11 protein-coding genes are annotated in these 13,608 nt (G+C 68.0%); 8 read left to right on the forward strand and 3 right to left on the reverse strand.

Going from position 1 to position 13,608, the window contains the following annotated elements:
* Positions 1–73 precede the first annotated feature (73 nt).
* From B4L26_RS15700 to B4L26_RS15710, 3 genes are all read left to right on the forward strand, one after another.
* A complete protein-coding gene (locus B4L26_RS15700) occupies positions 74–1,285 on the forward strand; it encodes an acetyl-CoA C-acetyltransferase (RefSeq protein WP_290720233.1) in 1,212 nt (403 codons plus the stop codon).
* A 35-nt stretch (positions 1,286–1,320) separates the two neighbouring features.
* Complete coding sequence (locus tag B4L26_RS15705) at positions 1,321–3,525, forward strand: 3-hydroxyacyl-CoA dehydrogenase NAD-binding domain-containing protein (protein WP_290720235.1); 2,205 nt, start codon at positions 1,321–1,323, stop codon at positions 3,523–3,525.
* Positions 3,526–3,702: 177 nt separating this feature from the next.
* Positions 3,703–4,497 carry a polysaccharide deacetylase family protein gene (locus tag B4L26_RS15710; RefSeq protein ID WP_290720237.1) on the forward strand — a complete coding sequence of 265 codons (795 nt, stop codon included), beginning with the start codon at positions 3,703–3,705 and terminating at the stop codon, positions 4,495–4,497.
* A gap of 71 nt (positions 4,498–4,568) precedes the next feature.
* Here the strand turns inward: B4L26_RS15710 and B4L26_RS15715 are convergent, their stop codons facing one another.
* Positions 4,569–5,768, reverse strand: coding sequence for a polysaccharide biosynthesis protein (locus tag B4L26_RS15715; RefSeq protein ID WP_290720239.1), 1,200 nt, complete (start codon positions 5,766–5,768; stop codon positions 4,569–4,571).
* A gap of 69 nt (positions 5,769–5,837) precedes the next feature.
* On the opposite strand from B4L26_RS15715, the gene B4L26_RS15720 reads away from it, so the two are divergent.
* Positions 5,838–6,758, forward strand: coding sequence for an HpcH/HpaI aldolase/citrate lyase family protein (locus tag B4L26_RS15720; protein ID WP_290720241.1), 921 nt, complete (start codon positions 5,838–5,840; stop codon positions 6,756–6,758).
* Between the two features lie 9 nt (positions 6,759–6,767).
* Complete coding sequence (locus B4L26_RS15725; protein WP_290720243.1) at positions 6,768–8,501, forward strand: hypothetical protein; 1,734 nt, start codon at positions 6,768–6,770, stop codon at positions 8,499–8,501.
* Here B4L26_RS15725 and B4L26_RS15730 read toward each other — a convergent pair.
* Entirely contained in the window at positions 8,479–9,672 is a 1,194-nt protein-coding gene (locus B4L26_RS15730; RefSeq protein ID WP_290720245.1) for a glycosyltransferase family 4 protein, read from the reverse strand. The genes B4L26_RS15725 and B4L26_RS15730 overlap by 23 nt on opposite strands.
* A gap of 46 nt (positions 9,673–9,718) precedes the next feature.
* On the opposite strand from B4L26_RS15730, the gene B4L26_RS15735 reads away from it, so the two are divergent.
* The 3 genes from B4L26_RS15735 (at position 9,719) to B4L26_RS15745 (ending at position 12,931) form a co-directional block, all read left to right on the forward strand.
* Entirely contained in the window at positions 9,719–10,471 is a 753-nt protein-coding gene (locus B4L26_RS15735) for a TetR/AcrR family transcriptional regulator (protein WP_290720246.1), read from the forward strand.
* Positions 10,472–10,475: 4 nt separating this feature from the next.
* Positions 10,476–11,231: a class I SAM-dependent methyltransferase gene (locus B4L26_RS15740; protein ID WP_290720324.1), complete on the forward strand. Its 756-nt coding sequence runs from the start codon at positions 10,476–10,478 to the stop codon at positions 11,229–11,231.
* 68 nt (positions 11,232–11,299) lie between these two features.
* On the forward strand, positions 11,300–12,931 hold the full coding sequence (locus B4L26_RS15745; protein ID WP_290720247.1) for an acyl-CoA synthetase: 1,632 nt from the start codon (positions 11,300–11,302) through the stop codon (positions 12,929–12,931).
* Between the two features lie 78 nt (positions 12,932–13,009).
* Here the strand turns inward: B4L26_RS15745 and B4L26_RS15750 are convergent, their stop codons facing one another.
* Positions 13,010–13,573, reverse strand: coding sequence for a DUF664 domain-containing protein (locus B4L26_RS15750; RefSeq protein ID WP_290720248.1), 564 nt, complete (start codon positions 13,571–13,573; stop codon positions 13,010–13,012).
* Positions 13,574–13,608: the final 35 nt, after the last annotated feature.

Below are 13,608 nucleotides of genomic sequence, written 5' to 3' on the forward strand. Positions count from 1 at the left end.
TATAGCCAAGAAAGTTATTGCGCGTTAGTCTGCAATGCGTAACCAACCGATGGTTCGTGTGAAAGGAACATCTGTGCCCGAGCAAGCATTCATCTACGAGGCCGTCCGCACGCCTCGTGGCAAGCAGCGCGGCGGCGCGCTGCACAGCGTCAAGCCGATCGACCTGGTCTCGGGTCTGATCAACTCCCTCCTCGCCCGCCACGGCAGCCTCGACCCCACCGACATCAACGACGTCATCCTCGGCGTCGTGTCCCCGGTCGGCGAGCAGGGCGCGGTCATCGCACGTACCGCTGCGCTCGTGTCCGGCCTGGGCGAGACCGTTCCGGGTACTCAGATCAACCGCTTCTGCGCGTCGGGCCTCGAGGCCGTGAACCTGGCTGCGGCCAAGGTCGCCTCCGGCTTCGATGACCTGGTCCTCGCCGGTGGCGTCGAGTCGATGTCGCGCGTCCCGATGGGCAGCGACGGCGGTGCGCTCTTCGCCGACCCGACCACGGCCTACGACAACTACATCAACCCGCAGGGCATCGGTGCCGACCTGATCGCGACCATCGAGGGCTTCTCGCGCGAGGACGTCGACGCTTACGCCGCCGAGTCGCAGGCCCGCGCCGCCAAGGCGTGGGAGTCGGGCTACTTCGCCAAGTCGGTGATCCCGGTGACCGACATCAACGGCGTCACCCTGCTCGACCACGACGAGCACATGCGTCCCGGCAGCACCGTCGAGTCGCTCGGCAAGCTCAAGCCCGCATTCGCCGGCCTGGCTGCGATGGGTGGCTTCGACGACGTCATCCTGCAGCGCTACCCGAGCGTGGAGCGCAACAACCACGTCCACACCGGTGGCAACAGCTCCGGCATCGTTGACGGTTCGGGCCTGGTCCTGATCGGTTCGGAAGAGGCCGGCAAGCGCAACGGGCTGACCCCGCGCGGTCGCATCGTCACCTTTGCCGAGATCGGCTCGGAGCCCTCGATCATGCTCACCGGCCCGACCCCGTCCACCGAGCTGGCACTGAAGAAGGCCGGACTCACCACCGAGGACATCGACGTCTACGAGCTCAACGAAGCCTTCGCGTCGGTCGTCATGAAGTGGATGAAGGACCTGAAGATCCCGCACGAGAAGGTCAACGTCAACGGCGGCGCCATCGCGATGGGCCACCCGCTCGGCGCGACCGGCGCGATGATCCTGGGCACCTGCCTCGACGAGCTCGAGCGCACCGGCGGCCGCTACGGCCTGGCCACCCTCTGCATCGGCGGCGGCATGGGCGTCGCGACCGTCATCGAGCGCCTCTAAGCCTCCACGCACAGAAAGACTTTGGAAGAAAAACAATGAGCGACAACATGATCAACTGGGAGAAGGACGCCGACGGCGTCGTCATCCTGACCATGGACGACCCCAACCAGGGCGCCAACACGATGAACGAGCTGTTCCAGACGTCCATCAAGACCACCGTCGAGCGGCTTGAGGCGGAGAAGGATGACATCACCGGTGTCATCATCACCTCGGCGAAGAAGACCTTCTTCGCCGGCGGCGACCTCAAGGACATGACGGCTGACCGTCCCAAGGACGCCACCAAGGCCGACATCGCCACCGCGATCACCAACAGCGCCAACGAGATGAAGAAGGTGCTGCGCCGGCTGGAGACGCTGGGCAAGCCCGTCGTCGCGGCCATCAACGGCGCGGCGCTGGGCGGTGGCCTGGAGATCGCGCTGCACACCCACTACCGCATCGCGGCCGACGTCAAGGGCAACAAGATCGGCCTGCCCGAGGTCACCCTCGGCCTGCTCCCCGGCGGCGGCGGCGTGGTTCGTACCGTGCGCCTGCTCGGCATCCAGAACGCGCTGATGGGCGTCCTGCTGCAGGGCACGTCGTTCAGCCCGGAGAAGGCCAAGGAGACCGGTCTGGTCAACGAGGTCGTCGGCACCGTCGAGGAGCTCATCCCGGCCGCCAAGAAGTGGATCGCCGCTAACCCCGAAGCGGCCCAGCCGTTCGACGTCAAGGGCTACAAGATCCCCGGTGGCGCACCGACCAGCCCGGCCCTCGCAGCCAACCTGCCGGCCCTCCCGGCGCTGCTGCGCAAGCAGATCAAGGGCGCCAACATGCCGGCTCCGCGCGCGATCCTCGCCGCGGCCATCGAGGGTGCCTACGTCGACGTCGACACCGCCGACGAGATCGAGACGCGCTACTTCGTCTCGCTGGTCACCGGTCAGGTCGCGCAGAACATGATCAAGGCGTTCTTCTTCGACCTGCAGCACATCAACGGCGGTGGCTCGCGGCCGAAGGGCTTCGACAAGTACACGCCCAAGAAGGTCGGCGTCATCGGCGCGGGCATGATGGGCGCGGCGATCGCGTATGTGACGGCCAAGGCCGGCATCGACGTCGTCCTCAAGGACATCAACATCGACGCCGCGAACAAGGGCAAGGACTACTCGGTCCAGCTTGAGGCGAAGGCTCTCTCGCGCGGCAAGACCACCGAGGAGAAGTCCAAGGCGCTGCTCGACCGCATCCACCCGACCGTGGACGCTGCCGACTTCGCCGGCGTCGACTTCGTGATCGAGGCCGCGTTCGAGTCGGTCGAGGTCAAGAACAAGGTGTTCCAGGAAATCGAGGACGTCGTCGACGCCGACGCCGTGCTCGGGTCCAACACCTCGACGCTGCCGATCACCATCCTCGCCGAGGGCGTGAAGCGCTCTGAGGACTTCATCGGCATCCACTTCTTCAGCCCCGTCGACAAGATGCCGCTGGTGGAGATCATCAAGGGTGCGAAGACCTCCGACGCCGTGCTGGCCAAGGTCATCGACTACACCCTGGCGATCCGCAAGACCCCGATCGTCGTCAACGACAGCCGCGGGTTCTTCACCAGCCGCGTCATCGGTACCTTCATCAACGAGGCCATCGCGGCCGTTGGCGAGGGCGTCGAGCCGGCATTGATCGAGCAGGCCGGTTCGCAGGCCGGGTACCCGGCTCCGCCGCTGCAGCTGATGGATGAGCTGACCCTGACCCTGCCGCAGAAGATCCGCAAGGAGACCGAGGCGGCGCTCAAGGCAGAGGGCAAGGAAGTCCCGCAGCACGGCAGCAACGCCGTCGTCGACTGGATGGTGGAGCAGGGCCGCACCGGCAAGAAGGACGGCAAGGGCTTCTACGACTACACCGACGGCAAGCGCGACCTCATCTGGCCCGAGGTCCGCGAGCACTTCAAGTCGGGCAGCAAGGAGATCCCGCTGGAGGACATGAAGGAGCGCATGCTCTTCGCCGAGGCCCTCGAGACCGTGAAGTGCTTCGACGAGGGTGTGCTCACCTCCGTCGAGGATGCCAACATCGGCTCGATCTTCGGTATCGGCTTCCCCGCCTGGACCGGTGGTGTCATCCAGTACATCAACCAGTACGAGGGTGGCCTGCAGGGCTTCGTCGACCGCGCCAACGATCTGGCGTCGAAGTACGGTGCGAACTTCACCCCGCCGGCCTCGCTCGTCGAGAAGGCCGCTCGCGGTGAGAAGCTCACCAACGAGACCCTGACCAAGGCCAACGCCTAGGGTTCGCCCACTCAAGCCGATCAGGCCCCGCATTCCCCCGAGGAGTGCGGGGCCTGATTCGTTTGTCGCAGTGCTGTTCTGGTGAAGGCGGCGCGCCTTCGTGGCAATGGTTGCTCGACGTCGCCGTGCGGCGTCTCCCTGCTTAGCGATGTCCGTTTTGTCGGATAGTGTTCGGGTGTGGACAGAAGGATGTTCCTCGCGACCTTGGCCGCCGGAACAGCGGGGGCGCTCACGGCTTGCGCGCCGAAAGACGACGGGGCTAGTCCCAGCGAAGTCGCCTATCCGATATCCCCGACGCTGAGTCCGCCCCCGTCGCGACTGCCCCTCGACGGCCCCTTGCCGTCGACGCGGATACCGCTGCCGGACACCCCGATCACTGCGCTGCCCGGCAAGGGGCGAGCACTCGCGCTGACCGTCGACGATGGTGCGAGCTCGGAGGTTGTCGGCGCGTACTGCGAATTCGCGAAAACCACCGGAGCGCGCTTCACCTTCTTCGTCACCGGCCAATACGACAGCTGGCGCGAGAACAAAGCCGCCTTAGCGCCCCTCGTCGAATCCGGGCAGGTCCAGTTGGGCAACCACAGCTGGAGTCATGCGGACCTGACCTCGCTGAGCGCCCGTGGCATCGCCGACGAGCTGGGACGCACCAAACGATTCCTGCGCAACACATATGGCGTTGACGGCACCCCCTACTACCGCCCGCCGTTTGGCTACCGCAATGCCCAAGTCGACAAGGTCGCCGCCGACCTCGGCTACACGATGCCCACCCTGTGGGACGGGTCGATCGCCGACTCCGGCCTGGTGACCGAGAAGTTCCTCATCGGCATGGCACGCAAGTATTTCCGTGCTCAGCGCATCGTCATCGGCCACGCCAACCACGACCCGGTCACCCAAGTGTTCGGCGACTTCACGCGCATCATCCGTCGGCGCAAGCTGCAGATGGTGACCCTCAATGACTACTTTCTGCCGTGACCGAGTAGATCCAACAGCGCGCGTAGCTCGCCAACAGCCGTCGGAGTGGGCAAACCCTCGCCGAGTTGGATCTAGCTTGCGGATCGGGCGAGCGCCAGGCAGATCCCGGTCATCACCGCGGCCGCCGACACCGCGATCACGACCAGCGACGTCACCGAATCGGCCCACAGCAGGATCACCGCGGCCTCAACAGCGACCGACACCCACACGACGATCCCGACGACGGTGCGCTGCGCGGCGATGACCGCCAAGAGGAGCAAGCCCAAGACGGCCAGGATGGCCCCGGTCAGGGCGAACAACCAGAAGATGCCTGTCAGTGGCCGGTACTCGTCGCCCACGATGCGCGGGACCAGGGGCGAGACCAGCCACGTGCCCACGACCGTCATCCCGCCGATCCCCGACACCACCCCGACGGCAATGCGCAACGACTGCGCCCGCCGTTCCGGTGTGGCCAGACGCGGATAGACCACGGTCCCGATCGCCTGCGGCAGCCAGAATGCGGCCTTCGTCGCGATCGCGCCGAGCGCATAGACGCCCGCGTCGGCATCGGAGAGCACGACGCGGGCAAGCAGAAGGTCGATCGACACCGCCACCAGCAGGGCCAACTGCACCTGTGATGCGCCCAGGACGCTCCAGACGTCGGATCTACTGCTGAAGAAGCTCCCCTGGTGAGCAGCGGAGGGAATATTGCCCTCGGCGGGGGCCGAGGGGGACTTTTTCAGCAGCCCCCACGCGAAAGCCGTCGAAATCAGCGTGCCGACCGCCCCCACCCACAGCGCCACAGTGGCTGACGCCCCCAACAGCAGCGCGGCGATCATCGGTCCCGACCGCAAGACTCCCACCAGCCCCAAGAGCCAACCGAGCCGCCGGAACTCCGCTCGGCCCTGCAGGAACCCCTGTGCCGCGGCGGTCAGCGTGATCAGCGGCGCCATCACCATCCCGGCCGCGGCGGCCGCCACCGGCACCCGCGTCAACGGAACCAGCACCGCACCCGCGACCAGCGAGAACACCGCGACCAGTACTGCCGTTTGCACACCGAGCCGCACCAGCCCCGACCGTCCGCGCACGACCTCGCGCGCAATCACCGCCTGCACCGCCAACGACGGCGCCGCCACGACCACCATTGCGGCCATGACCACCCCGAACACCCCGTAGTCGGTGGCTCCCAGCACGCGGCTGGCCGGAATGGCGACCAGGTACGCGGCGATGTTGGCGACCATCGCACCGACGGTCACCGCCCCCACCGACCGCACCGCGCCACCTGCACTCACGCCGTTCAGTGTGCCTGGTCACCGTGGCCGCTTTGGCATCGCCAGGACCGATGGGCGACGATAGACGGTGTGTATGACCAAGAATTCGTGACCAGCCCCGACACCGACGACGTCGGGTCGCGCATCGATCCCGTGCTCGCCCGCAGCTGGCTCCTCGTCAACGGCGCCCAGTACGAGCGCTTCGAGCCGGCCGCGCGGTCGCGCGCCGACATCGTCGTGATCGACATCGAGGACGCGGTGGCCCCGAAGGACAAGGTCAGCGCGCGTGACAACGCGGTTCGCTGGATCAGCGAGGGCAACCCGGACTGGGTGCGTATCAACGGGTTCGGTACGCCGTGGTGGGCCGACGATCTCGCGGCACTGGCGAAGACCCCCATCGGTGGGGTCATGCTCGCGATGGTCGAGTCGATGGACCATGTCACCGAGACGGCCGCCCGGTTGCCGAACGTGCCGATCGTCGCCCTCGTCGAGACGGCGCGCGGCCTCGAGCGGATCGGTGAGATCGCATCGGCCAAGGGCACCTTCCGCCTGGCGTTCGGTATCGGCGACTTCCGTCGCGACACCGGCTTCGGTGAGAACCCGCTGACCCTGGCGTACGCGCGGTCGCGATTCACCATCGCGGCGAAGGCGGCGCATCTGCCCAGTGCCATCGACGGCCCGACGGTTGGTTCCAGCGCACTGAAGCTCTCGGAGGCCACGTCGGTCAGCGTCGAGTTCGGCATGACCGGCAAGATCTGCCTGACCCCCGAGCAGTGCGCCCCGGTCAACGAGGGGCTCTCGCCGTCGCAGGACGACATCAACTGGGCGCGCGAGTTCTTCGCCGAATTCGACCGCGACGGTGGCGAGATCCGCAACGGCTCCGACCTCCCGCGCATCGCCCGCGCCACGAAGATCCTCGACCTCGCCCGCTCCTACGGCATCACGTCGAGTAGCTACGCCACCGACGAGGCCGGCCACCGCGCCGCACCGTCGGACACCTACCACTACTAGGGGATCCGGGTGCGCCCACTGCTCGCAGTCAGTGCGGTGAGCAGTGCGCTCGTCCTGGGCGCGGCGTTGCGCGGCGGTCCGCTGCTGATGCGCGACGCGGTGTCGACGCCGCGCTCGTATCTCACCGACGCCGCGCTGGGCCTCGGCGACGCCCCAGCCCGCGCGGTCCCGCAAGATGGCTTGCTTGCGATGGCCAGTGCGGCAGTGCCGGGGACCCTCGTCCTCATCGCGATGACGTGGATCTCGTTGGCGCTCGGCGGACTCGGTGCCGGGGTCTTGGTGTCGCGGCTCGTTCCAGGTTGGGCGCCTCCGTGTGCCGCGGGGCTGGTCGCGGTGTGGAACCCGTGGGTGGCGGAGCGGTTGATGCAGGGGCAGTGGAGTCTCATCGCAGGCTATGCCGCGATCCCGTGGGTTCTTGTTGCCGCGCAACGCATTTGGTCCGATGAGAGGGGTGGGTGGCCGCTGCTGTGGGCTGCGGTCGTCGGTGCCGGTCTGACTCCGACGGGGTCGCTGCTCGCGGCGATTGTGGTCGTCGCCGCCGTGATCGTGCCGTTGGCATGGCGGAAAGATCTGCGACGGTCAGCCGCGGCGATCATCCCCGTCGTCGTCGGCGCACTGCCGTGGCTGGTGGCGACGGTGCTGAACCAGTCCCCGACGACCGGCGATCCCGGTGGCGCCGAAGCGTTCGCGCTGCGCGCCGAGCCCGGCTTGGGGCGTGTCCTCACCGCGTTGGGCATGGGCGGGATCTGGAACGCCGACGCGGTGCCGGGCAGTCGGACGACTTGGTGGGGCGCCGTCGCGACGGTCCTGTTGCTCGCCGTCGTTGGCGCGGGGTGGTGGTCCGTCGGTGGTCGAGTGCTCCGCGAGGAACGAGTGGGGCGTATCGAGACCGCGCGAGGTGACTTGCCAACCTCGTCGGCCCGCGTGCTCCTCGTCGTCGCGGCAGTACTCGCCCTGCTCACGACAGCCCTGGCGGTCTTCGCCTCCACCACACCCGGCCTCGCCGTGATGTCGGCGCTCCTCGAACACGTACCCGGTGCCGGGCTGCTGCGCGACACCCAGAAGTTCCTCGCGCTACTGCTACCCGCCGTCGCGATCGGCGTCGCCGGGGCGGTCGGGGCGCTGACGCGCCTCGTGCCCGTCGGGTTCGCCTTCGCGGCTGTCGCGCTGCTGACCGTCGGACCCTTGCCCGACGCGGCGCTGCGTCTGCACCCCGTCGACCTCCCGTCCGACTGGCAGGCCGTGGCCCAGATGATCCCCGACGACCAAGGGGCAGTCGCGCTGTGGCCGACGGGAATGACCCGCGACTATTCCTTCGCGCCGACGCAGAGCCTCGACCCCGCGCGCCGACTACTGCGCGCGCCGGTCCTGGAGGACGGGGAGTTGGAGGTCGACGGGAAGCCCGTCGACGCGGATCCCTCGACGCGGGGGGCGCAAGTGCGACTGGCGCTGGAGGAGGGGGCCGGGCCGAAGGAGCTGGCCTCACACGGCGTCGGATGGGTCCTCGTGGAGGAACCGGAGCGCAACGGTCGGCCGTCGGGATTCGACTCGGCCACACCGGTTTTCCGGGGCGACTACCTCACGCTCTATCGGGTGGAGAACCCGGTGATCGTTCCCGGTGCTTCGCCGGTTCATCGCGCGACGATGATCGTCTTGCACCTGGTTTGGCTGGCTGTGCTCGTCTTGGCATGTCTGCTTGCGGGGTCTCGATACGTCCCGACTACCAGGCGACGTCGGGATTGACCTCGGCGAAGACCTCGGTGAATCCGTCGGCCGTGGCCGACCAGGAGTAGCCCGTCGCGGCGTCGCGGGCGGCATCGCCTAGCTGCCCGGCGAATCCCGGATTCTCCAACAGCTTTCGCGTCGCGGCGATCAGTTCCTCACGACCGTCGACGAGGAGTCCCGTCACACCGTCGTCGATCGAGTCGGTGAGTCCGGCCGAGGCGCGATATCCAACGGTCGGGACGCCGTGCTGGGCGGCCTCCACCACCGCGATGCCCCACCCCTCCTTGCGCGACGGCATGAGGTGGACTCGCGCCCCCGCGAGCAATTCATGCTTGCGCTGCTGCGAAACATGCCCGTGGAACACGACGCGGTCCGCCGCACCCAACTCCCGCGCGTAGGCCTTCAACTGCTCGTCCCACCAACCGCCGCCGACGATGTCCATCGACAAGTCCTCGACCTCGTCGCGCAGCGCGGCCAACACGTCGAGCGCATGCTCGATCTGCTTGTGTGGCACCAACCGTGACAGCACGACGATGCGCGGTCCGGCCGATTCTGGACCCGGAGCAGGCGCGGCCCCAACGGTCGCAACCAAGCCATCTGTGCGCGCCGAATCGACGACCGGCACCGGATCGATCCCGGCGCGGACGACCGAGATCCGCTCCCCGTCGACGCCGAGTCCGACTAACTCGGCTCGCGACGGCCGTGACACCGTCACATACCGCCGACGCCGGTGCACCCACGGCGACAGGCGTGACTCGATCCACCACCCGAGTCGCGACAGCGCCGGCCCCGCGACCGGCCACTGCTCGCGGTGGCAGTGGTGGACCAAAACGACGGTCCGCCGCGACACCAGGGATGCGAAGAAGGGGACACCGTTCTGGGTGTCAACGATGACGTCGGGGGCAAAGCCGCGCAACGGGCCGACGCCGATCCGCGCGCCCAGCAACATCCCGACGGCCCGCGGATAGACCGACAACCGCCCACCGCGCCGCACGATGCGAACCCCGTCGACGACGGTCTCATCGTCGCAACCGGGGAAGCCCGCGGTGAGCAGCGTGACCCGCATGCCCCGCCGGGCCAGTTCGGCACCGACGCGCTGGATGTACAGCTCGCTCCCGCCGCCCTGCGGGTGGTCGAGGTCGCGCCAGCACAACAGCGCGACGGCGGGGGTGCGGGCGGGGTGCGACATAACGGGACCAGGATACGCAGGCTGGGCGGCGACTAAGGTTTCTGTCGTGACCGACGACGCGACTGCCGTGCCCGGTTCGCCGCGCTGGTGGGAGCGCCGAGAGGCGGATTCGAGGCGCAGGGGGCGTCGTCGTGGTCGGCCGTCGCGGTCGCTCGAGCAGATCCTTGAGACGGCGGTGACGCTGCTCGACGAGGGTGGTGCCGACGCCCTGTCGATGCGCTCGCTGGCCGCCGCTCTCGACTCGTCGACGGCGACCCTGTACCGCCAACTGCCTGGTGGCAAGGAGGAGTTGGAGGCGCTGATCGTCGACCGCCTGATGGGCGAGACGATGACGGAATTGGCGCAGGAGCTGCAGGGATCGTCGTCGCGGCCCGGCGTCGAGCACCTAGCCGAGCGGATCCGGATCGGCGCGGGGACCAGCTTCCGTGTCCTGCGTCGCCACCCCGCGGCTGCTCGATTGTTCCTATTGCAGCGACCTGTCGGCCCGGTGGCACTGTTCCGGCAGGAGGCTGGGATCCAACAGATGATCCGTGACGGCTTGGCCCCCGCGGACGCGGCCGACACGTATGCGGCGCTGGGACGGCTGGTCGTCGGGTCGGCGGTGCAGGGCGCCGACGACGAGGTCGCCATCGTCGAGGAGGTCCGCGAGTATTACGCATCGCTCGATCCGGAGCGTTTTCCCGCGCTGAGCGGGGTCACGGAGTATCCGCGCTCGCTCGACGCCGAGTTCGCCTACGCGCTGGAGTTGTTCATCGACGGCGTGGTCGCCCGCGTTGGAAACGGCGACCCGCGTGCTTGACCGGATGCGCCGGCTCGCGACGTGGCGGCGGGCCGTGGGACTGTTGCGCGACTTCCGCTACGAACAGTCCGATCCCGCTCGCTTCTATGGAGCCTTGGCGCGCGACACGGCGACGATGGTCGACGCGGTGGTCGGGATCGACGGTGCGGTCGTGCTCGACGTCGGGGGCGGGCCCGGCTACTTCGCCGACGCGTTTGCCGAGCGTGGGGCGCACTACCTGGCGGTCGACCCCGACGCCGGGGAGCTGCGGGCTGCGGGTCTGGCCCACCGCACGACCGTCCGCGCGTCGGGGGAGGCGCTGCCGTTCGCCGACGGATCGGTGGACGTGTGCCTCTCGTCCAACGTCGTCGAGCACACCCCCCGACCGTGGGAGATGGCCGACGAGATGATCCGTGTGACACGCCCGGGTGGCACGGTGATCCTCAGTTACACCCTGTGGTGGGGACCGTTCGGCGGCCACGAGATGGGGCTGTCGCACTACCTGGGTGGGCACCGCGCGGCGGCGCGCTACACCCGCCGCCACGGGCATCCGCCCAAGAACCTCTACGGCGAATCCCTATTCGCGGTGACCGCGGCCCAGGGGCTGGCCTGGGGGCGGTCGGCGCGCGGGGCCCGACTTGTCGGCGCGTTCCCCAGGTACGTGCCGCGGGCGCTGTGGTGGGTGCTGCGGGTCCCGGGGTTGCGGGAGGTCGCGGCGACCAACCTGGTGATGGTGCTCGAGGTCTGCCCCGGGGCTGGAAAGGGAGGCGGCCCCGGGTAGCGTGGTGCCCATCACATACCGCTAAAATCAGATTCAGACAACGCGCGTAGTCAGAAAGAAGAGGTGTCATGCCCTCGTTGCGGAACATGTTCGAGCAGGTCTCCGATCTCATCGGGGCCGTCAAGGTCTTGCAGGGCGCTGGTGTCCTGGACCTGCGCAAGCCCAAGAAGACCGTCGAATTGGCCAAGCTCGGTGAACAGATCGGCCCGATCGCGTCGGTGGTCGAGAAGTATGCGTTGGAGTGCCCGAACCAGCTCGCGATCGTCGATGAGGCGGGCCCCCTGACCTACGCCGAGTTCGATGCCCGGGCCAACGCCATCGCCAACCAGCTGCACGCCGACGGTCTCGGTAAGGGCGACATCGTCGGGATCATCGCGCGCGACCACCGCGGTCTGCTCACGCTGATCGCCGCCACCGGCCGCGCCGGAGTGCGCCTGGCCATGATGAACACCGGCTTCGGCAAGCCGCAGTTCAACGAGGTGGCCGCACGTGAGGGCCTCAAGGCCGTGTTCTACGACGAGGAGTTCAGCGGGCTGGTCGAAGACTTCCCCGCCGAGAAGCGCTACCTCACCTGGGTCGACACCGCGGCACCGGCAGGCGTCCGCGTGGTCGAGGACCTTGCCACCCACGGCAACACCTCCGTTCCGCCGCGGCCCGAGGAATTCGCCGGCTTCGTCATCCTCACCAGCGGCACGACCGGACTGCCAAAGGGCGCGCGTCGCTCCAAGATCTCACCGTTCGCCGGTGCCCTGGTCCTCGACCGCATCCCGCTGCCGCAGCGCAAGGCGGCCGTCATCGTCTCGCCGATCTTCCACTCCACCGGCTGGGCGCTTTGGGGCATCCTGACCGCGCTGGGCAACACCGCCGTCCTCATGCGCCGGTTCAACCCGGAGAAGACCCTCGCCGCGATCGCGGACAACAAGGCCGAGGTCCTCGTCGCCGTACCGACCATGCTCTACCGCATCCTCGCCCTGGGCGACGACGTCATCAAGAGCTACGACACGTCCTCGCTGAAGACGGTGGTCGTCGCCGGCTCGGCGCTGCCGCCGGCCCTGTGCGAGCGGTGGCAGGACACCTTCGGTGACACGCTGTACAACCTGTACGGGTCGACGGAGGTGGCCGTCGTCTCGGTCGCAACGCCGCAGGACCTGCGACAGTCGCCGGGCACGATCGGTAAGGCGCCGGTGTCGAGCTACCTGCGCCTCTACGACGACAACGACAAGCGCATCACTGCCACCAACACCCCGGGCCGCCTGTTCGTCCGCAACGGTGCACCCTTCGAGGGCTACACCGACGGCCGGACCAAGCAGGTCATCGACGGCCACATGTCCTCGGGCGACATGGCGTTCGTCGACGACAACGGCCTGTGGCACATCGCCGGTCGCGACGACGACATGATCGTCTCCGGCGGCGAGAACCTGTACCCGCAGGAGGTCGAGAACCTTCTCGCCGCCCACGACGGTGTTGCCGACGTGGCAGTGATCGGCGTCGACGACGAGGAGTTCGGCAAGCGGCTGCGCGCCTTCATCGTCCCGGCCGAAGGCGAAGAGGCCCCGACCGAGGACGGGATCAAGGCGCATGTGAAGGCCAACCTCGCGCGCTACAAGGTGCCGCGCGACGTGATCTTCGTCGACTCGCTGCCGCGCAACCCCACCGGCAAGCTGGTCCGCCGCGAACTACCGACTGGGCCGCTGAGCTAAGGGCCGGCCGGCGCTCAACCGGCGCGACTCACGGCTCGGTGCGCGGGCTGAGGGCAGGCGGCATCAACGCCGGTGTCCTCAGATCCAATCCTCGTCGGCCCACGGCTGGCCTTCGGAGATGGCGGCCATGGTTGTCTGGCCGTCGAGTGCTTCGCGGATGATGTCGGCATGGCCGCAGTGGTGCGCAGTCTCGCGGAGCTTGTTGACCACCAGCGTGCGTATTGAGAGCCACTCGCGTTCGGGTGCCCACGGTGTCGTCGGCATCGGGATGAGGGTGTCGAGGTCCGCCTCGGCGATCACGCGGTCGTAGGCGTCGGCGCTCTCGGTGAACAGGGTGACGTACTGCTCGAGCGTCTCGTCGGGCAGCAGCGTGTAGTTGTCGGCGAGCGTAGCCGGGTCGAACACGGCGTTCTCGTCGGGCTCGGTGATCCCCAAGACGGTTCGTTGCTCGCCCGTCGCCAGGTGTTTGGCGAGACCGCCCAGCGTGAGCGTGCTGACAGTGGTCCGCTGACGCGCCTGCTCGTCGGTGAGGTTGCGCACCGTGACCAGGAACAGGTTCCGCTGATCGCGCAGCAAGTTGAGTAGTTCGAGCTTCTCGCCGGTGACGTCGACGGTGAGTTCGACCGGTGTGTAGAAGGCCATGACTGGTCCTTTCGTGAGGTCTTCGATCGGGGCGT

The sequence above is a fragment of the Gordonia sp. UBA7599 genome, from assembly GCA_002477755.1.
GTDB lineage: Bacteria > Actinomycetota > Actinomycetes > Mycobacteriales > Mycobacteriaceae > Gordonia.